20 protein-coding genes and 1 other RNA gene are annotated in these 19,610 nt (G+C 57.3%); 14 read left to right on the plus strand and 7 right to left on the minus strand.

Annotation, left to right across the window (positions count from 1 at the left end; all coding sequences use genetic code 11):
• Positions 1-15 precede the first annotated feature (15 nt).
• Positions 16-1,299, minus strand: a complete 1,284-nt coding sequence (locus K9U38_RS07565; protein ID WP_224493726.1) for a CynX/NimT family MFS transporter — start codon at positions 1,297-1,299, stop codon at positions 16-18.
• Positions 1,296-1,970 (minus strand): FadR/GntR family transcriptional regulator, encoded by a 675-nt coding sequence (locus K9U38_RS07570; RefSeq protein WP_224493727.1) that lies wholly within the window; start codon positions 1,968-1,970, stop codon positions 1,296-1,298. Before K9U38_RS07570 ends, K9U38_RS07565 begins: the two co-directional genes overlap by 4 nt.
• A 430-nt stretch (positions 1,971-2,400) precedes the next feature.
• Between K9U38_RS07570 and K9U38_RS07575 the strand changes: the two genes are divergently transcribed.
• The 6 genes from K9U38_RS07575 (at position 2,401) to phoB (ending at position 8,621) form a co-directional block, all read left to right on the plus strand.
• On the plus strand, positions 2,401-3,447 hold the full coding sequence (locus K9U38_RS07575) for a PstS family phosphate ABC transporter substrate-binding protein (RefSeq protein ID WP_224493728.1): 1,047 nt from the start codon (positions 2,401-2,403) through the stop codon (positions 3,445-3,447).
• Positions 3,448-3,534: 87 nt separating this feature from the next.
• Positions 3,535-5,001, plus strand: a complete 1,467-nt coding sequence (gene pstC, locus K9U38_RS07580) for a phosphate ABC transporter permease subunit PstC (RefSeq protein WP_224493729.1) — start codon at positions 3,535-3,537, stop codon at positions 4,999-5,001.
• Positions 4,998-6,314 (plus strand): phosphate ABC transporter permease PstA, encoded by a 1,317-nt coding sequence (gene pstA / locus K9U38_RS07585; protein ID WP_224493730.1) that lies wholly within the window; start codon positions 4,998-5,000, stop codon positions 6,312-6,314. Before pstC ends, pstA begins: the two co-directional genes overlap by 4 nt.
• A 65-nt stretch (positions 6,315-6,379) precedes the next feature.
• Positions 6,380-7,153: a phosphate ABC transporter ATP-binding protein PstB gene (pstB, locus tag K9U38_RS07590; RefSeq protein ID WP_224493829.1), complete on the plus strand. Its 774-nt coding sequence runs from the start codon at positions 6,380-6,382 to the stop codon at positions 7,151-7,153.
• A 41-nt stretch (positions 7,154-7,194) separates the two neighbouring features.
• Positions 7,195-7,917, plus strand: a complete 723-nt coding sequence (phoU, locus tag K9U38_RS07595) for a phosphate signaling complex protein PhoU (RefSeq protein ID WP_224493830.1) — start codon at positions 7,195-7,197, stop codon at positions 7,915-7,917.
• A 17-nt stretch (positions 7,918-7,934) separates the two neighbouring features.
• A complete protein-coding gene (gene phoB / locus K9U38_RS07600; RefSeq protein ID WP_224493731.1) occupies positions 7,935-8,621 on the plus strand; it encodes a phosphate regulon transcriptional regulator PhoB in 687 nt (228 codons plus the stop codon).
• On the opposite strand, the gene K9U38_RS07605 is transcribed toward phoB, so the two are convergent.
• Genes K9U38_RS07605 through K9U38_RS07615 form a run of 3 tightly spaced genes read right to left on the minus strand, consistent with a single transcriptional unit; the run spans position 8,618 to position 11,098 of the window.
• On the minus strand, positions 8,618-9,808 hold the full coding sequence (locus K9U38_RS07605; protein WP_224493732.1) for a vWA domain-containing protein: 1,191 nt from the start codon (positions 9,806-9,808) through the stop codon (positions 8,618-8,620). The genes phoB and K9U38_RS07605 overlap by 4 nt on opposite strands.
• A gap of 3 nt (positions 9,809-9,811) precedes the next feature.
• A complete protein-coding gene (locus K9U38_RS07610) occupies positions 9,812-10,258 on the minus strand; it encodes a GNAT family N-acetyltransferase (protein WP_224493733.1) in 447 nt (148 codons plus the stop codon).
• On the minus strand, positions 10,259-11,098 hold the full coding sequence (locus K9U38_RS07615; RefSeq protein ID WP_224493734.1) for an AAA family ATPase: 840 nt from the start codon (positions 11,096-11,098) through the stop codon (positions 10,259-10,261).
• 115 nt (positions 11,099-11,213) lie between these two features.
• On the opposite strand from K9U38_RS07615, the gene ssrS reads away from it, so the two are divergent.
• The 7 genes from ssrS to K9U38_RS07650 all read left to right on the plus strand — a co-directional run bounded on the left by ssrS (position 11,214) and on the right by K9U38_RS07650 (position 15,688).
• Positions 11,214-11,370: non-coding RNA, 6S RNA (gene ssrS / locus K9U38_RS07620), on the plus strand.
• Between the two features lie 56 nt (positions 11,371-11,426).
• Positions 11,427-12,032: a 5-formyltetrahydrofolate cyclo-ligase gene (locus K9U38_RS07625; protein WP_224493735.1), complete on the plus strand. Its 606-nt coding sequence runs from the start codon at positions 11,427-11,429 to the stop codon at positions 12,030-12,032.
• A gap of 58 nt (positions 12,033-12,090) precedes the next feature.
• Complete coding sequence (locus K9U38_RS07630) at positions 12,091-12,915, plus strand: TIGR00282 family metallophosphoesterase (RefSeq protein ID WP_224493736.1); 825 nt, start codon at positions 12,091-12,093, stop codon at positions 12,913-12,915.
• A 76-nt stretch (positions 12,916-12,991) separates the two neighbouring features.
• The gene (locus K9U38_RS07635; protein WP_224493737.1) at positions 12,992-13,747 is read left to right on the plus strand and encodes a TerC family protein; all 756 of its coding nucleotides are present in this window, start codon (positions 12,992-12,994) and stop codon (positions 13,745-13,747) included.
• A 27-nt stretch (positions 13,748-13,774) separates the two neighbouring features.
• Positions 13,775-14,356, plus strand: a complete 582-nt coding sequence (locus tag K9U38_RS07640) for a biotin transporter BioY (RefSeq protein WP_224493738.1) — start codon at positions 13,775-13,777, stop codon at positions 14,354-14,356.
• Positions 14,353-14,778, plus strand: coding sequence for a DUF1284 domain-containing protein (locus tag K9U38_RS07645; protein ID WP_224493739.1), 426 nt, complete (start codon positions 14,353-14,355; stop codon positions 14,776-14,778). The genes K9U38_RS07640 and K9U38_RS07645 overlap by 4 nt, the downstream gene beginning before the upstream one ends.
• Positions 14,779-14,938: 160 nt before the next feature.
• Positions 14,939-15,688, plus strand: coding sequence for a YebC/PmpR family DNA-binding transcriptional regulator (locus K9U38_RS07650; protein WP_224493740.1), 750 nt, complete (start codon positions 14,939-14,941; stop codon positions 15,686-15,688).
• A 71-nt stretch (positions 15,689-15,759) separates the two neighbouring features.
• On the opposite strand, the gene K9U38_RS07655 is transcribed toward K9U38_RS07650, so the two are convergent.
• Both K9U38_RS07655 and rpmE read right to left on the minus strand, forming a co-directional pair.
• On the minus strand, positions 15,760-17,175 hold the full coding sequence (locus K9U38_RS07655; RefSeq protein ID WP_224493741.1) for an APC family permease: 1,416 nt from the start codon (positions 17,173-17,175) through the stop codon (positions 15,760-15,762).
• A 169-nt stretch (positions 17,176-17,344) separates the two neighbouring features.
• Positions 17,345-17,566 carry a 50S ribosomal protein L31 gene (gene rpmE, locus K9U38_RS07660; protein WP_224493742.1) on the minus strand — a complete coding sequence of 74 codons (222 nt, stop codon included), beginning with the start codon at positions 17,564-17,566 and terminating at the stop codon, positions 17,345-17,347.
• Between the two features lie 204 nt (positions 17,567-17,770).
• Between rpmE and K9U38_RS07665 the strand changes: the two genes are divergently transcribed.
• Complete coding sequence (locus K9U38_RS07665; RefSeq protein WP_224493743.1) at positions 17,771-19,576, plus strand: ABC transporter transmembrane domain-containing protein; 1,806 nt, start codon at positions 17,771-17,773, stop codon at positions 19,574-19,576.
• The last annotated feature ends 34 nt before the right edge of the window (positions 19,577-19,610 follow it).

A 19,610-nucleotide genomic window follows, 5' to 3' on the forward strand; every position in this document is an offset into this window, starting at 1 on the left:
TTATGCCGAAATCAACTAGATTTGGATAGTCCGTGCTTTTACGTGTGCTGCCCGCCCCGCGCCCCAGCCAAAAATAGCGACTCCGAGGCCGAGCGCCACGAAGAGGATTGCAGTTGCGGCGAAGGTTCCCGTCGCGCTGTGGATGAGGCCAACAAGGAGTGGGCCAGCCGCTGCCAGAATGTAGCCTATGCACTGCGCCATGCCTGAAAGATGCGCCGCCACATGAGCATCGCCAGATCGCAGTACGATAATGGTCATGGCGATCGCGATGAGCCCCCCTTGTCCCATGCCCTGCACAATGGCCCAGAGCCAAACCGTCGCAAGGGGCGCAAACAGGAAGCCCAGTAACCCCGTGACGGCCAGTGTTATGAGCGTGATGTTGATGATGCGCTGGTCCTTGCAGCGCACTGCGATCGAGGGCACGAGCAGGCAGGTGAAGACCTGCGTCATAATGGAAACTGAAACGACAACGCCCGCTGTGACCGCGTCAAGGCCACGTTCGCGCAGGATTGGAGCAAGCCAGCCGAACACGCAGTATGCCAATGCGGATTGAAGACCCATGAACAGGGTGATCTGCCATGCGAGCCGATCGCGCCAAAGGCCTTCCACTTTGAACCCCGCATGTTTGGTCCGGACCTTCCTGAAGGCCGCGTGCGGGAACCAGATAAGCGCGACTAAGAATGCCGGCACCGCCCAGGCTCCAAGCGCCAGGGACCATGAGCCGCCCAGCATGCGCTCCAAGGGTACGGTCAATCCGGCTGCGCTGGCCGCCCCTGCGCACATCGCCATGGTATACAAGCCTGTCATCATACCGGTTCTGCTGGCAAAATCGCGCTTCACGAGACCGGGGAGGAGGACATTGCCGGTCGCGATGCACGCGCCGGCGAGGGCAGTTCCAACAAAAAGCAAAGGCAGGGAGCCGAGTCCGCGCAATGCGGTACCAATGGCCAGAAGCAGCAGGACGCCAAGCAGAGTGCGCTCGGCGCCAATGCGTTGTGCCAGCCTAGGTGCCAGCGGGGCGAACACCCCAAGGCAGACAACGGGCAGGGTAGTAAGTACTCCAGCGCCGAAAGACGACAGGCCCGTCTGCTCGATAATCTCCGGCAACAGCACGGATGTGCTCGAAAAGATGGGACGAAGGTTAAGGGCTATGAGTACGAGACTGAAACCAGTGAAAATCTGTGCAGTGCGACTTGCGAAAATCGGAGCGGCCGGCTGGGGTACGCTGTCAACTTCAGCGTCTATCAGCTGGTCATCGACAATGCTGGGCAGCGGCTTGGGGGAAAGGTGACCGTTCATGAAAGAAGCCGATCAAGCTCGATAAAAATAGGGGTCATGAAGGCGCGGGTCGTCGACGCAGCCCGTTCTGGATCGCCCGAAGCGATGGCGTCGACAATGGACATATGTGACGCCATATCGGGCTCAGGAAGTTCGCCGGTGACGGTCGCCTTGATCACCTCCTGGATCGAGGTGGAGAAAAACTCGTAAACTTCCACAAGAGCATTATTGCCAGATGCAGCAACGACTGCCTTGTGGAAGGCCAGATCGCGTTCGACATAAAGATCGTGCCGCTCGGCCTCGTATTCCCCGCGGCTGATCAGCAGATGGCGTAGTCGCGCAATGGTTGCGGGCGTCTGACGAATAGCGGCGAGACGTGCGGCTTCGACCTCGAGCGCACATCGCGTCTCGACCTGGTCACGCAGACCGGTTCGACGGATTCTCAGGAAATATTCGTCGACATCGACCACCGACCGGACATAGGTACCAGACCCCTGCCGCGTCTCGAGAAAACCTTGGGCAACAAGAACCCGAACGGCTTCCCTCACCGTACCCCGGCTTACCGCCAGCATATCCGCAAGGGTCGCTTCGTTAGGTATACGGTCACCGACCTGCCAGCGATTGGCCGTAATTTCGGCTCGGATGTTGTAAACGGCCGTATCAGCAAGATTTGTGCGGGCTACTGGCTGCATTGCCAAATCCTAAAGTCATCAGATGACTTGATCAATAAAAGAGCGCCCATACCAAGTCAATACGCAACCGTAACTTGAAGAAAATGATGTCGCTACACGCTCGGTTGCGCGTTGATTGCTGGCACGCCGGTCGACGCGCAGGAGCGAGCATCAAGTTGCAGGATGGCGTTTCTCCGCATCCGTCGCAATTCTGGATGCCAGAAGTAACTGGAATCGTTGGGCAACTGGGTTTGGCGCACAGCAAGCGAAATCAATAGACGGATAACTTAATGGTTTCAGTGGGGTTTTCGATTCGGACGTCATGTCCGGCCGACCGAAACCAGCGCTACACAACTGTTACATTGCTGTCATATCACTGTAATAAAGCTTCTATAGACCGCAGGCCGACGTCGGACGCGTCACAAGAATTAAACCAACAGGAGCTGCTCCTATGAACAAGCTATTTTCCACGGCCGCGTTGCTCGCAATCGCAGTGGCCGCATCAACAGTTGGCGCATCTGCCCGCGACCAGATTCAGGTTTCAGGCTCCTCGACGGTGCTGCCATATGCCAAGATCGTTGCCGAATCCTTCGGCGAAACATTCCCGGATTTCAAGACGCCTGTCGTTGAATCCGGTGGTTCAGGCGCAGGTATCAAGGAATTCTGCAAGGGCGTTGGCGAAGACACCATCGACATCGCGAACTCTTCCCGTCCGATCAAGGACACCGAGCTGAAGTCCTGCGTTGACGCCGGCGTCAAGGATGTCCAGGAAGTCCGCATCGGTTATGATGGCATCGTCTTTGCGACCGACATCAAGGGTCCGGACTGGAAGCTGACACCGAAGGACATCTACCTGGCGCTCGCTGCCCAGGTCATCGTTGATGGCAAGCTTGTCAACAACCCGAACACAAAGTGGAACCAGGTCAACCCGGCATTTCCTGACTGGGATATTGCGGCCTACATTCCTGGTGAAAAGCACGGCACACGCGAAGTCTTCGAAGAGAAGCTGCTGACCGCCGGCTGCAAGGAGAGTGGAGCCACGGATACCATCAAGACGCTGGGTCTGGACGAGAAGGCTGCTGCTGCCGCTTGCGTCAAGGTCCGCAAGGACGGCAAGGCGATCGACATCGATGGCGACTACGCAGAAACATTGGCTCGCATCGATGCGAACAAGACCGGTGTAGGCGTATTCGGCCTCGCATTCTACGAGAACAATGCCGACAAGCTGAAAGTCGCTACCGTATCTGACGTCGTACCGAGCACGGAAACGATTTCCTCGGGCAAGTACCCGGTTTCGCGTCCGCTCTTCTTCTATGTCAAGAAGGCGCATCTCGGTGTCATTCCCGGTCTGAAGGAGTATGTTGAATTCTTCCTCGACGACCAGATGATCGGCGACGACAGCCCGCTCGTCGAGTACGGCCTGGTCGCTGCGCCGGAAGCAGAACGCAAGGCCCAGCGCGATGCATTTGCTGCCGGAACGACCATGCAGCTGAAGTAAAGCTGAAACACAGTATGCGGGTGGCCATTGTCACCCGCATACGAACCGAGAACGTATGAATTTGCGGGACAGATCGGGGAAGCTTTGATGTCCACTTCATTGGTATTTTTGATTGTCGTTGCGATTGGTGTCGTTGGGTATTTCCTGGGGCGTCAACGCGCGCTCACCAAAGACACCGGCGGCCTCAAACCACATTCCCTCCCGCATTACCATGGCTGGTGGGTTTTCCTGGCGTCTGCCCTGCCTGCGGTGCTTTTTCTCGCTGTCTGGGCCGCCGCCACCAGCGTCTACCTGGAGCGGACTGCGATCTCCGAACTGCCGGCCCGTACGGCCGATACCGTGATTGCCAGCCAGAGTCTTGAACTTGGTATGGTTAGCGGGATTGCGCGCGGTCTTAACAAGCTCAGCAACGAAGAGAAGGCGAATCTGCCGCAAACCTTCGTTGAGCTGCGTCCACTCCTTTCGGCAAAGGGCGTTGCGCTTGCGCAAGATGGTCAGGATTACATGATCCCCATCGCCTTGGAATGGAACAAGAACTCGATATGGGCGAATAATATCGGCGGCATTGTCGCGATTATTCTCGCTGTTGCCGGCGCGATCTTCGGACTTTCCGGTGTTCATGTGAGGGCCCGTGCCCGCAACAATGTCGAGCGTGTCATACTTGCGGCGCTGGTTGCAGCATCGACCATCGCCATTCTTACAACTGTCGGCATCATCCTTTCGATGCTCTTCCAGACGTTGACCTTCTTCCAGTCCGTCTCGCCATCGACCTTCTTCTTCGGCACGGTCTGGGATCCTCGCTTTGCCGCTGCGGGCGCTGAGGGATCGCAGGGCCAGTTCGGTCTGATTCCCCTGCTGGCCGGTACGATCTACATCGCCTTTGTGGCCATGCTGTTCGCCGTGCCGGTCGGGTTGTTCTCGGCAATTTACATGGCCGAGTATGCCAGCCCGAAGGTTCGATCTGTGGTCAAGCCCCTGCTTGAAGTGCTCGCAGGCATTCCGACGATCGTCTATGGTTTCTTCGCACTCGTAACCGTTGGCCCGTTCCTGCGCGACTTGAGTGCGGCGCTGTCCGGCGGCTATGCATTCATCCAGGCGCAGAGCGTCCTGACGGCGGGTATCGTCATGGGCGTCATGCTGATCCCCTTTGTTTCGTCGCTTTCGGACGACATTATCACGGCGGTGCCACGCTCGCTGCGTGACGGTTCGCTCGGTCTTGGGTCGACGCGTTCGGAGACGATCCGCCGCGTGGTCCTGCCCGCTGCGCTGCCAGGCATCGTCGGGGCTTTGCTACTGACCGCATCGCGCGCTATCGGCGAGACGATGATCGTTGTGCTGGCTGCCGGTGTTGCCGCCAACATCAATATCAATCCATTCGACGCCATGACGACGATCACCGTCAAGATTGTCAACCAGCTGACGGGCGACCTTGAGTTCAACTCGCCGCAGACGCTGGTCGCATTCGCCCTTGGCCTCACCCTCTTCTTCATCACGCTTGCCATGAACATTTTCGCGCTCTACATCGTGCGCAAGTACCGGGAGCAGTACGAATGACCGACATATCCCTCAATCCTGCCGGCATCTCAGCCAAGCCGGCCCGTCGCGATATTGGTCTCAAGCGCCGTTATGCAGCAGAGCGCCGCTTCAAGCTCTACGGCATCGCCGCAATTGCCATCGGCATGTTCTTCCTGGTCGCGTTGCTTTATTCGGTGCTGTCCAACGGCTACACCGCTTTCTGGCAGACCGAGGTCAATCTTGCGATCAACCTCGACCCGAAGATCATTGATCCCGACAACAAGCGGGCGACTGACCCCAAGGTTCTCCTGACCGCGAACTATCCTGTTCTTGCGCGCAATGCCCTCGCCGAAAAGCTTGGCGTGAGCTCGAGCGACAAGGCGGGTATGCGTGAGCTTGGGAAGCTGTTTTCCGAAGGCGTGCGCGGGCAATTGCGGGAACTGGTGGTCAGCAATCCTTCGCTGATCGGCACAACGCAGAATGTCTGGGTGTTGACGGGCGCCGACATTGACTCTGCCTTCAAGGGTCAGATCGATCTGAGTGTCGACCAGAGCCGCCGCAAGGTTTCAGACAAACAGGTCGAGTGGATGAACAAGCTCAAGAGCGAGGGCGTCATGGCGCAACGCTTCAATACGGGTCTGTTCACATACGGTGCCTCCAGTCGTCCGGAGACGTCCGGGCTTGGTGTCGCACTGATCGGCTCGCTCTACATGATGTTGATCGTGCTGTTTCTCTCGCTGCCCATCGGTGTCGCTGCGTCGATCTACCTTGAGGAGTACGCCAAGAAGAACCGGCTCACCGACATCATCGAGGTCAATATCAACAATCTTGCAGCTGTTCCTTCCATCGTTTTCGGTCTGTTGGGGCTCGCAGTGTTCATCAACTTCTTCCACATGCCGCGTTCGGCTTCGCTGGTCGGCGGACTTGTCCTTACGCTGATGACACTGCCCACGATCATTATTGCCACACGCGCTGCCCTACGCGCCGTTCCACCGTCCATCCGCGCGGCGGCGCTGGGAATCGGAGCGTCAAAGACACAGATGGTGTTCCATCACGTATTGCCGCTGGCTGCGCCCGGCATCCTGACGGGCACGATCATTGGCCTGGCTCACGCGCTTGGCGAAACTGCGCCATTGCTCCTGATCGGCATGGTGGCCTTTGTTGCCAACAGTCCGGTTACGCCGCTCGACCCTTCCACGGCGCTTCCAGTCCAGATCTATATGTGGGCAAATGAGGCGGAACGGGCCTTTGTCGAGCGGACCTCGGGAGCTATCATCGTGTTGTTGCTTTTCCTCGCGGTTATGAACATCACAGCTATCATTCTGCGTCGCCGCTTTGAGCGTCGCTGGTAAAGGGAAAGGCTCTGGCTATGAACCTGATGACAGAACGAAATCTCGAAAAAGCGGTAAACGACAAAATGAACGCCCAGCCCAATGCTATCAAAATGCAAGGCAAGGATGTCACCGTTCACTATGGTGAGAAACAGGCCCTGTTCGGTGTCAGCCTTGATGTGCCGGAGAAGATGGTCACCGCGCTCATCGGACCGTCGGGCTGCGGCAAGTCAACATTTCTGCGAAGTCTCAACCGCATGAATGACACCATTGAGGGCTGCAAAATCGGCGGCAAGATCACGCTCGACGATGAGGATATCTATAATCCGAAGATCGATGTCGTCGAACTGCGTGCCCGGGTGGGGATGGTCTTCCAGAAGCCGAACCCGTTTCCGAAGTCGATTTTCGAGAATGTTGCTTACGGCCCGCGGATCCACGGATTGGCCAAGAACCGCCAGCAGCTTGAGGAAATTGTCGAAAAGAGCCTTCGCCGCGCCAGCCTGTTTGAGGAAGTGAAGGATCGCCTGCACGAAGCCGGTACGGGGCTTTCTGGCGGCCAGCAGCAGCGCCTTTGCATTGCCCGTGCGATTGCGGTCAGCCCGGAAGTGATCCTCATGGATGAGCCGTGTTCGGCGCTTGATCCTATCGCCACCGCCAAGGTGGAGGAATTGATCGATGAGCTGCGGCAGAACTACACGATCGTCATCGTGACGCACTCGATGCAGCAGGCTGCACGTGTCTCGCAACGTACCGCAATGTTCCACCTCGGAAATCTGGTTGAGGTGGGCGACACGGAAATGATGTTCACCAACCCGACCGAAAAGCGGACGCAGGACTACATTACCGGGCGCTTTGGCTGATCGCGGTCCGACCCAGGGAACGAGGAAAAGAAATGACCGAATTGCAATCGCAGCACACCGTCCGTTCCTACGACGATGAACTGAAGTTTCTAACTCACAAGATCGCCGAGATGGGCGGCCATGCAGAACGCATGGTTGAGCAGTCCATTACCGCCATGGTCAATTCCGATAATGCCCTGGCGCAGCGGGTTATTTCGGATGATCTGATCCTGGACGCCGGTCAGCGCGAAATCGATGAGAAGGCCATAACCATAATCGGCAAGCGCCAGCCCATGGCGATCGACCTTCGCGAGATCATCGGTACGATCCGCATATCCTCGGATCTCGAGCGTATTGGCGACCTCGGCAAGAATATCGCCAAGCGCGTTGTTGCCGTGACCGATACCAGGCAGACGATTTCAGTCTATCGTGGACTGGAGACGATTGCCGAGCTCGCTCTGACCCAGCTGAAGGATGTACTCGACGCCTATGCGACGCGCTCTGTCCAGCAGGTCAATATCGTGCGTGAGCGCGATGACGAAATCGATGCCCTTTATACGTCGCTGTTCCGCGAACTCCTGACCTATATGATGGAGGATCCGCGCAATATCTCGGCCTGTACGCACCTGCTGTTCTGCGCCAAGAACATCGAACGCATTGGCGACCATGCGACCAACATTGCCGAGACGGTCTACTATATCGTCACCGGCGAACAGCTCCCCACAGAACGGCCGAAGGAAGACCAGACCCACACCATCATTGTCGATGAAGCCAGACAACCGTAATCCAGGATAGACGAATTATGGCGATAGCCCCCAAAATCACCGTTGTTGAGGACGAGGAAGCATTGAGCGTTCTTCTCCGGTACAATCTTGAAGCTGAAGGCTATGTTGTTGAGACGATTTCGCGCGGTGACGAAGCAGAAATTGCTCTGCGCGAAAAGGTGCCCGATCTTCTCATCCTCGACTGGATGTTGCCCGGCCTGTCCGGTATCGAACTCTGCCGCCGGCTGAGAGCCCGGCGCGAAACAGAGATCCTGCCCATCATCATGTTGACGGCACGCGGCGAAGAAAGCGAACGGGTGCGGGGTCTCGCGACCGGTGCCGACGATTATATGGTCAAGCCGTTCTCGACTCCGGAACTTCTCGCACGCATCAAGGCCATGCTGCGACGCGTCAATCCAAGCCTCCTGTCGCATGTGCTGAGCTTCGGCGATCTGAAACTCGACCGCGAACAGCACCGGGTATTCCGCAAGGAACGCGAACTCAAGCTGGGCCCGACCGAATTTCGTCTCCTGGAATTCCTCATGCAGTCACCCGGGCGGGTGTTTTCGCGCGGTCAACTCCTCGACAATGTCTGGGGCGCCGATATCTATGTCGATGACCGCACGGTCGATGTCCATGTCGGACGCTTGCGCAAGGCGATCAATATCGGGCGCTCGATCGACCCTATTCGCACGGTTCGCGGCGCTGGCTATTCTTTCGGCTAGTGCCGGTGTGATAGTTCCCGCGTCGCGTTCTCGATCCCTGAAAGGGTAAGCGGATACATGCGCTGCGTGAAGATTTTGCGGATCATGGCTGTTGAAGCGGTGTAATCCCAGTAGTCTTCCCTGGTGGGATTGAGCCAGACCGCATTCTTCCACTGTTCGAGGACACGCGTGAGCCAAGCCGTACCGGACTCCTCGTTCCAGTGCTCGACCGAACCACCGGGATGTGAGACTTCGTAAGGCGCCATCGCCGCATCGCCAACAAAGATGACCTTATAGTCAGGGCCATATTTGTGAATGACATCCAATGTGGGAATGTTTTCGGTATAACGGCGCCGGTTGTCTCTCCACACGCTTTCATAGATGCAGTTGTGGAAATAAAAGTACTCCATGTGCTTGAATTCGGAACGCACGGCCGAGAAAAGTTCCTCTGCGATCTTGATATGTTCGTCCATCGAACCACCGACATCGAAAAACATGAGGAGCTTCACATGGTTGCGCCGTTCGGGCCGGGTCAGGACATCAAGGTAGCCATGCTCTGCCGTAGCTCTGATGGTTCCTGACAAATCGAGCTCTTCCTCGGCTCCCTCCCGCACCCAGCGGCGCAACCGCTTCAAGGCAACCTTGATGTTGCGCGTTCCAAGCTCGACGCTGTCATCGAAATTCTTGAATTCCCGCCTGTCCCAAACCTTCACGGCCCTGCGGTGGCGACTTTCATCCTGGCCGATGCGCACGCCTTCGGGATTGTAGCCATAGGCGCCGAAAGGCGAGGTGCCGGCGGTGCCGATCCATTTCGATCCGCCCTGGTGACGGCCTTTCTGTTCTTCAAGTCGCTGACGCAGGGTCTCCATGAGCTTGTCGAAACCGCCCAGCGCTTCGATCAGCTTCTTTTCTTCCTCGGTCAGGTGTTTCTCTGCCAGCCGCCGCAGCCACTCCTCTGGAAGATCGGCTACGTCAATACCGCCTTCACCGCCGAGGACCTCAATGCCCTTGAAGAAATGGCCGAAAACCTGATCGAAGCGATCCAGGTGACGTTCATCCTTCACCAGCGTGGATCGCGCCAGATAGTAGAAGGCCTCGACATCATAGGTTACGAGCCCCTCATCCAGGCCCTCAAGCAGCGTCAGATATTCCCTTAGGGAAACTGGAATTTTTGCCGCCTTGAGCTCAAGGAAGAAGGGCAGGAACATTGTTCAAATCGTCTTCACATATTTTATGAACGGCGTGACCTTGGCGACGCGGTCGTAAAGCTGGCGTGCGGTGGTATTCTCCTGGTTGGTTGTCCAGTAGACCGAGTGGGCACCTGCCTTGGCCGCTTCGGCATGCACCGCTTCTATAAGGGCACGGCCTATGCCTTTGCCACGTACATCCGGATCGGCGAAAAGGTCCTGCAGATAGCAGACGTCTTCGATGCTCCAGCAATGGCGATGAAACAGATAGTGTGTGAGGCCGACGGGCCTGCCATCCAGTTCCGCGATGAGACCGCGATACTCGTGATCGGCACCCGAAGTCAGCCGGGCGAAGGTTGTCCGATAGACCTCTTCGGGAACGCTCGTCTCATAGAAGGTCAAATAGCCGGTCCACAGCCGGCGCCAATCGGTTTCATCTGCCTTTTCCAGGGGACGGATGCGAACACTCATCTAGCCTTGTCTCCTCGCCATGAAGGCCAATCGTTCGAACAAATGCACGTCCTGCTCGTTTTTCAATAAAGCTCCGTGCAGTTTGGGCAAAGCATTCTTAGGGTCGGCACGCAGGTCTTCCGGGGCTATGTCATCGGCGACCAGCAACCTGATCCAGTCCAGTGCCTCGGACGTGGAAGGTTTCTTCTTCAGCCCCGGGACCTCGCGAATCTCGTAGAACTGGGTAAGGGCGGCACGAACAAGGTTCTGCTTGATCCCAGGATAGTGGACCTCGACAATTCTCGTCAGGGTGGGAACGTCGGGGAACTTGATGTAGTGGAAGAAGCAACGGCGCAGGAAAGCGTCGGGCAATTCCTTTTCGTTGTTCGACGTAATGACAACAATGGGGCGATGGGTCGCCCGGATGGTCTCGCCGGTCTCGTAGACATAGAACTCGTTGCGATCCAGTTCCTGCAGCAGGTCATTGGGAAATTCGATGTCAGCCTTATCGATTTCATCGATCAGAAGGACAACTTTCCGGTCCGCGGTGAAGGCATCCCATAACTTGCCAGGCTTTATGTAGTTGGTGATGTCGTTGAACCGCGCGTCACCGAGTTGCGAATCCCGCAAGCGGCTGACCGCGTCATATTCGTAAAGGCCCTGTTGCGCCTTCGTTGTGGATTTGACGTTCCATTCGATCAGGTCGAGGTCGAGAGCCGCAGCAATCTGACGCGCAAGTTCTGTCTTGCCGGTTCCAGGCTCGCCCTTGACGAGCAACGGGCGTTCCAGCGCGATCGCTGCATTGACCGCGACCATCAAATCCTTGTCGGCGACATAGGCCGCTGTTCCTTCAAACCGCATCGTGGGTCCTTTCGTGATGTGGCGAGATTAGGGGCGCAGCGAAACAAGGGCAAGAGCATGAAATTAGCCGACAACGCCACTGGTGCAACACGGGCATCCGTCCTATATTTGTCTTGGCGCTCTGCGCTTCTCGACAGGAGAGACTTATTCCCCGGGGCCTTAATGATCCCTTAGGGAGCTGTCACTGAAGAGGCCCGTGGGCTTCTTCACACGGCGCCCACCTACTTTGTAGGTACCCGGGATCGACTTCTCCATCGGTTGTGTGGACGCCACTTTTATTTCCGTGCTCATCCCGAGCTGGCAATGCCGGCGCCTCATGAGATCCACTGTGAAACACCATTCCCCAATCAAAGACCTGAAGAAACATCTGCGGCTCGGGGCGCTGGCCCGTCGCGATGGCCTTGACGCCGAATATCGGATCGAGGCCTCGATGAGGATCGCGGAAATCGGCCTGGCATCATTTGAGGTCGAGAGCGGAGGGATTGTCTCCGGCTTCTGGCCTATTCGATCGGAAGTGGATTTGCGGCCATTGCTGTTCGGGCTGCGCGAGCGTGGCGCCCGGCTGTGTCTTCCGGTGATCATGGACAAGCAAACCATTCTGTTTCGCGAACTGGTGCGGGGAGCGCCGATGGTCGAGACGGGCTTTGGCACGGCAGGGCCGCCGGAAGATGCGGTGGTCCTCGATCCGACGTTCATGCTCGTGCCCCTTGCGGCTTTTGACGCACGCGGACATCGCATAGGTTACGGTGCAGGTTATTATGACCGGGCAATTTCCCGGCTGCTGGAGATAGGCGTCAATCCGCGGCTTATTGGAGTCGCATTCGACTGTCAGGAGGTCGAAATTGTTCCGGATGAGCCGCATGACATGCCGCTGGAGGCTATCCTGACGGAAAGCGGCTTGCGCCGGTTTGGCAGTACCGATAAAGCCATTTAACAATACAGGCCCGCCCAGAAAGCTCGGGTACGGCAGTTTGGTATCAGGATAGGCGCGCGTGAGATTACTTTTTCTTGGTGACATGGTTGGGCGCTCGGGCCGGACGGCCGTTTACGAGCAACTGCCGGGACTCATATCCGATCTGAAACTCGACTTCACCATCGTCAATGGGGAGAACGCGGCCGGGGGGTTCGGTATTACCGAGGAAATCTTCCACGATACAATCAACGCCGGGGCCGATGTCGTTACGACAGGTAATCACGTGTGGGATCAGCGCGAGGCGCTTATCTTTGCTGCCCGCGAACAGCGCTTCCTGCGGCCCGCAAATTTTCCGCTTGGTACGGCGGGCAAAGGTTCAGGTGTTTTTCTTGCCAAGAACGGCGCCCGGGTACTTGTTTCGAACATCATGGGGCGGGTTTTCATGCATCCGGACCTGCATGATCCGTTTACTGTCGCCGAGGAAATCCTGGCTGCATGCCCGCTGGGTGAGCAGGCCGATGCAGTCGTCTTTGACTTCCATGCCGAAGCTACCAGCGAAAAGCAGTGTTTCGGCCATTTTGTCGACGGCCGTGCCAGCTTTGTCGTCGGCACCCATACGCATGTCCCTACGGCCGATGCCCAGATCCTGAACGGCGGCACGGCCTATATGTCGGACGCGGGAATGTGCGGCGATTATGATTCCTCCCTTGGAATGGACAAGGAGGAGCCGCTCAATCGCTTTCTCTCAAAAGTGCCGAAAGGCAGATTTGAGGCAGCAACCGGCAAGGCGACAATCTGTGGCGTCGGTGTCGAGATTTCCGACCGCACGGGGCTTGCTGAAAAGATCGCGCCTTTGCGGCTTGGTCCAAGACTTGAAGAAACAATCCCATCCTTCTGGAAATGAGTTGACCGACGACGGCACGGCCCTTTAAGTCGTGCCTTCGGTTTGCACCATCCGGGCCAACATAGGAACGACCCCCATGGAAGCGCTTCTCTCCCATTTCGATTTCATCTTTGAGCCAGCCGGCCTTATCGCCCTCGTCACCCTTGTCGTGATGGAAGTGGTGCTCGGCATCGACAACCTCATCTTCATTTCCATCCTCACCAACAAACTGCCGAAGGAACATCAGGCGCGTGCCCGTCGCCTCGGCATCAGCGCAGCGCTCATTCTGCGCCTGACCTTGCTGTTCACCATTTCGATCATCGTGCAGCTGACCGAGCCCGTGTTCGAAGCATTCGATCATGGTTTCTCGTGGCGCGACCTGATTTTGATAGCGGGCGGCCTCTTCCTGGTTTGGAAGGCGACGAAGGAAATCCATCATACAGTGGATCATGAGGACGCCAAGGACGACGTTATCGGCAAGACCGTCACCTTGACGATGGGGGCGGCAATTACGCAGATTCTTATCCTCGACCTGGTGTTTTCGGTGGACTCGATCATTACCGCGGTTGGCATGACCGATGAGATAGCAATCATGGTGATCGCCGTTCTGGCTGCAGTGACAGTCATGCTGCTCGCGGCTGAACCGCTGTCGAAATTCATCGCCGCCAATCCAACCATCGTTATGCTGGCTCTAGGCTTTCTCTTGATGATCGGCATGACGCTGATTGCCGATGGGTTTGGCTTCCATGTGCCGAGAGGCTACATCTATGCGGCGATGGGGTTCTCTGCACTTGTCGAGGCGCTCAACATGCTGTCTCGGCATAGAAAAAAGAAGGCGCAGGGCGCAAAGTAATCAACATTGGCATAAGGACTTTCTTCAATGAATCACCCCATATCCTCCGGCGCCTTCGTGCCCCTGAAACTGGCCGATCGCTCGCTTGTGTACAAGACGTTGGCGGTCTTGATCGGCACCGCGTTTCTTGCCGTCAGCTCATGGATCGAAGTCCCCATGTATCCGGTGCCTGTGACCATGCAGACATTCGCGGTGACCATGGTTGGCGCGCTATATGGCTGGCGTCTCGGCGGACTGACAGTCATGGCCTGGCTCGCAGAAGCAATGGTTGGATTCCCCGTGCTTGCTGGTGGAGCCGGTGGACTGGCCCATTTTGCCGGACCAACCGCGGGGTACCTCTTTGCGTTTCCAGTCGTAGCCGCTTTTGTTGGTCTGCTGGCCGAGCGCGGCATGACCCGCAACCCGTTCCTTTCCTTCGGGGTCATGCTTCTTGGCAACGCGCTGTGCCTTGCACTCGGTGCGTCATGGCTCGCTGGCCTGATCGGTGCTGAGAAAGCCTGGACCTTTGGCGTGGCACCATTCATCGTTGGCGGCGTGCTGAAGTCGGCGCTGGCGGCGGCAACGATAGAACTTCTGCGCCGCTCCGGAATCATGGTCCGGCTCACTTGACGATAAGACTTCGCCCGCACCACCTGCTGTGCATGCTGACCTATGTCGGCAAAGGTTATACTCCGGCCTTTACCGACAATTACGACAAGGTCATTGCGCGGCTGGTGGAGGGCGAAGATATCTTGATCCAGGAGGGGCCCGACGAAATATGCCAGCCGCTCCTTTCCACAGTTGAACCCCACTGCCTTCGAGACAGCGTCATTGAACGGGATGCAAAGGCCAGGCAAGATGTTGGTCGCATGCTCCGACGCTCTCTTGAGCCGGGCGAGCGCGTCCATCTCGATGGCAAAATGCTCGACCAGCTACGGGCGGCTTTCCAGAATGGCAGGACGCGGACCGCGTGCACGGGGTGTGAGTGGTTCGAACTCTGTTCAACGGTTTCAAAAACCGGCTATCGCGATACCCGCCTCAAGCTATCCTGAAAATACTGTGACAGCTAAAAACGTATGTCGGCTGGACGAGACGCTGGTTTTTACCTATAAGGTCGCCATTCCAGAATGTCGCCGCCAGGCCGCCCGCAGCCATATATTGCTGGGCCCTGTCGCGGGGCATCAGCAACCATACTAAGCTCGCAGGGGTGCCATGGCAGGCCATTCACAATTCAAGAACATCATGCACCGTAAAGGGCGCCAGGACGCCGTTCGGTCGAAAATCTTCTCCAAGCTCGGGCGCGAAATTACCGTTGCCGCCAAGCAGGGATTGCCTGATCCGGCGATGAACCCGCGACTTCGCCTGGCCGTTCAAAATGCCAGAGCGCAGTCGATGCCCAAGGACAATATCGAGCGGGCGATCAAGAAGGCCGCAGGCGGCGATGCCGATAACTACGAAGAAGTGCGTTATGAAGGCTATGGCCCGGGCGGCGTTGCCGTCATCGTCGAAGCCTTGACGGACAATCGCAACCGGACTGCATCCAATGTGCGGGCGGCTTTCACAAAGGCCGGTGGTGCCATGGGTGAAACCGGATCGGTAGGCTTCATGTTCAACCGGGTCGGGGAAATCACTTACAAGCCGGAAGCGGGGAGCGCGGACAAGGTCATGGAAGCGGCCATCGAGGCTGGTGCCGATGATGTTGCGAGCGATGAGGATGGCCATGTCATCCTGTGTGCATTCGAAGATATCGGCGACGTTTCCAAGGCTCTGGAGGGCGTTCTTGGCGAAGCGGAATCGATCAAGGCGATCTGGAAGCCCCAGACGACCGCTCCGGTCGACGAGGAGAAGGCTCAGTCGGTGCTGCGCCTGATCTCGACACTCGATGATGACGACGATGTCCAGAACGTTTATGCGAACTTTGAAGTCAGCGACGAAGTACTGGCCAAGCTGAGCGCCGCCTGATCCCGTCGATCAATGCCAAGCTTGTCAAATCCCGCCAGCCGAGAACGTCTGGCGGGATTTGTATTTTATGCTCAGTTCACGGGACCGTCGCCGCCAATGGCCTCCATATCGGGCTCGGCAGGAGCGACGCCGGTGGCGCGGTTGATCAAAATGGTGACCACCCACAAAACGACACCGATGCCGATCAGGATTCCAGCAATCTTGTACTGAACGGGATCCCGTCCGGTCCACGGCCCTGCAAAGAAGGCGCAGGAAATTGCTCCGAGTACGGGCAGGAATGTCGGAGTCCGGAAATGTTCGTGGTCGACCGGTTCCCGGCGTAGCACGAGTACGGCTATGTTGACGATTGTGAAGACGAACAACAACAGCAGCGCTGTTGTGCCGCCAAGCGCGGGCACCTCGCCGACAAACATGATCAGGCAGAATGCAAGGAATGTCGTGAAGGCAATTGCCAGATAGGGCGTGCGGCGGGTTGGATGCACCTTGCCGAACACGGGTGGAAGAACATGTTCGCGGCTCATGCCATAGACCAGGCGGCTTGCCATCAACATGTTTATCAAAGCGCTGTTTGCCACCGCAAACATGGTGATGAAGCCGAATATCCATAACGGAAAATTGGGGGCGCCGGCCTGAACAACCTTGAGCAAGGGCGTCTCGCCCTGTCCAAGGTCAGCAGGAGCGACCAAGGTGATCGCCGATATCGATACCAGTACATAGATCGCGCCAGTGATGAACAGGCCGGCGAGCAGAACCCTCGGGAAAATGCCCGACGGGTTCTTGCATTCCTCGGCCATGTTGACCGAATCCTCGAAACCAACCATCGCAAAGAAGGCGAGCGTGGTCGCCGCCATGACGGACCAGAATACACTGGAATCAGGGGATGTGGCGAATTGGGTAACACGCGATACATCGCCTTGGCCGCCAAAAATGGCCCAAAGCCCGATGAAGATGATAATCAGCAGACCGGTGAGTTCGACTACAGTCAGGACAACATTGGCCTTCACGCTTTCGCCTACGCCCCTAAAATTCACGGCAGCAACAATGGCCATGAAGGCGAGGGCGACGAGCGAGATTCCAATGCCGGCTTCAAGGTTGAGCTGGAACGCCCCGGACAGATTAGCTGCAAAGGCGCGGGACGCAGTCGATGCGGATGTGATGCCAGAGCACATCACTGTGAAGGCGACGATGAATGTAATGAAATGGATGCCGAATGCCTTGTGCGTGTAAAGCGCGGCGCCGGCTGCCTTGGGATATTTGGTGACCAATTCAAGATAACTGAATGCCGTGACGACTGCCACGACGAAAGCCACGAGAAACGGTAGCCATACGACGCCGCCAACCTGTTTCGCCACTTGCCCGGTGAGGGCGTAGATGCCGGTGCCAAGAATGTCGCCCACGATGAAGAGAAGCAGGAGCCACGGGCCCATCACCCGATGAAGACTTGGCTCGATCACTGTCGCCTTGCTACCTGAAGTCACGTCGGTCATCGGGTTTTTCCCTCCCTTGGATGCAGATAAGCGTGGGAAAAAGCTATTGGCGAATCAGCAGCTTGTCAAACAAGCCGCAGATTCCTGACGCTGCGAACGGCAATATTTGAACAAACAAAAACGGCCCCGTATGAACGGGGCCGCTCTGAAATCCTGTTTGCCGTCGGTCTTATATACCGAGATTGGCGAAGCGGCTCTTGAACTTCGACACGCGGCCACCGCGGTCGGTCAGCTGCTGAGAGCCACCGGTCCATGCCGGATGGGTGGAGGGGTCGATATCGAGGTTCATCGTATCGCCATCCTTGCCCCAGGTGGAGCGGGTCAAATACTCGGTGCCATCGGTCATGACGACTTTGATGGTGTGGTAGTCGGGATGAATATTGGCTTTCATCTATATTGTCCTAAACTAGAGGGCACAAAACCAGAGCCACGAATGATGTGGTATGCCGGTCGGGAGCCGATTGGTAGAGATGAAGCCAAACGTCACAGGGGCGTGGGCTTCCAAAACTGTTGGCGAGCCTATACATCAGCCTTCAAGCAATAACAAGGCCGTCTGGCCGCAAAGTCGCAAAGCGATGTGAGGAAGACAGGAACCATGGCCGATATGGCGATCGAAGAAGCGGAAAGGAAGCGGCGCTCGTTGAAGCCGCTGCGCCGCATCTTCCCATATATGTCCCGCTATAGGGGAATGATCGGCGGGGCAATGGTTTCCCTGATCCTTGCGGCCGGGACGACGCTGATGCTGCCGCTCGCGGTTCGCAGAATGATAGACAACGGGTTTAGCGAAACAAACGGGGCGTTCATCAATAATTACTTCGGCATGCTGGTTCTGCTTGCCGCGCTGCTCGCCATTGCCTCTGCCGGCCGTTACTATTTCGTCATTACGCTGGGCGAGAGAATTGTCTCGGATCTGCGCCGGGATGTTTTCAGCCATCTGACAAGGCTTTCGCCAGCATTCTTCGACGGTACCCAATCGGGCGAGATCGTCTCGCGGCTGACAGCGGATACGACGCAGATCAAGTCGGCAGTAGGCGCGACCGCATCGGTTGCATTGCGCAATCTCATACTCGCATTCGGTGCGATAGTGATGATGATCGTCACGAGTCCCAAACTATCGGGGCTCGTAATCGCGGCCATACCCGTGATCATCGTCCCATTGGTTGCATTTGGACGTTCGGTCCGGCGCCGCTCCCGCGCTGCGCAGGATACGCTCGCGCATGCGACCGCCTATGCAAGCGAAGCCATCGTCTCGGTGCGCACGCTGCAGGCCTTCACCAATGAGGGGCTGGCGACGGAACGGTTTGCTCAATCAGTTGACGATGCCTTTCTTGCGGCGAGATACTCCATAAAGGCGAGGGCTATCCTCACGGCTTTCGCGATCTTCATGATCTTCTCCAGCGTGGTCGCAGTGCTTTGGTTCGGATCGCGTGATGTTCTTTCCGGTGCCATGTCGCCGGGAACGCTCGGCCAGTTCTTGCTTTATTCGGTGTTTGCAGCGGGTGCGCTGGGAGCGTTGTCAGAGGTTTGGGGCGAACTCAGCCAGGCCTCGGGCGCGGCGGAGCGACTGATGGAGATACTCGCCGAAGTCCCCGCCATTACCGCCCCGGCCAATCCCATTGCATTGCCCCAACCGGCTATCGGGTCCGTGCGTTTCGACGACGTGCGGTTCAATTACCCGACACGGCCCGATGCGCCCGCATTGAAAGGGCTCGATTTCACGGTCCGACCCGGCGAGACTGTCGCAATCGTCGGCCCCTCCGGTGCTGGCAAGAGTACGGTGTTTTCGCTGCTGTTGCGCTATTACGACCCAGTCTCCGGCCAAGTCCAGATGGACGGCATTGACCTTCGTCAGGCCGATCCCTCTGATGTAAGGTCACTCACTGCCATCGTTCCGCAGGACACGACCATTTTTGCTGCCAGCGTTCGCGACAATATCGGGTTTGGCCGGCCCGGCGCAAGCGATGCGCAGATCGAAGCTGCTGCCAAGGCAGCGCTCGCACATGATTTCATAATGGCGCTGGACCACGGTTACAGCACACAGGTGGGCGAGCGCGGCGTCACGTTATCCGGTGGACAGCGCCAGCGCATTGCCATTGCCCGCGCCATCCTGCGCGATGCACCTATCCTCTTGCTTGATGAGGCGACGTCCGCCCTCGACGCTGAAAGTGAGATGTTGGTCCAAAAGGCGTTGGATCATTTGATGCAGGGCAGGACCACCCTGGTGATCGCTCATCGGCTTGCGACCGTGCTGCGCGCCGACCGCATCCTGGTCATGGAAGATGGCCGGATCGTCGAGGAAGGCACGCACCAGACTCTTGTCAAGAAGAACGGTATCTATGCCAGCCTTGCCAAGCTGCAGTTTGAAGCGGGTGCGCATGCTTTCAAGCGGGCTGCCGAATAAATTCTCTGTGCACTCGCGTCCAAATCTTCCATTG

This window comes from Phyllobacterium lublinensis, assembly GCF_020164435.1.
Classification (GTDB): domain Bacteria; phylum Pseudomonadota; class Alphaproteobacteria; order Rhizobiales; family Rhizobiaceae; genus Phyllobacterium; species Phyllobacterium lublinensis.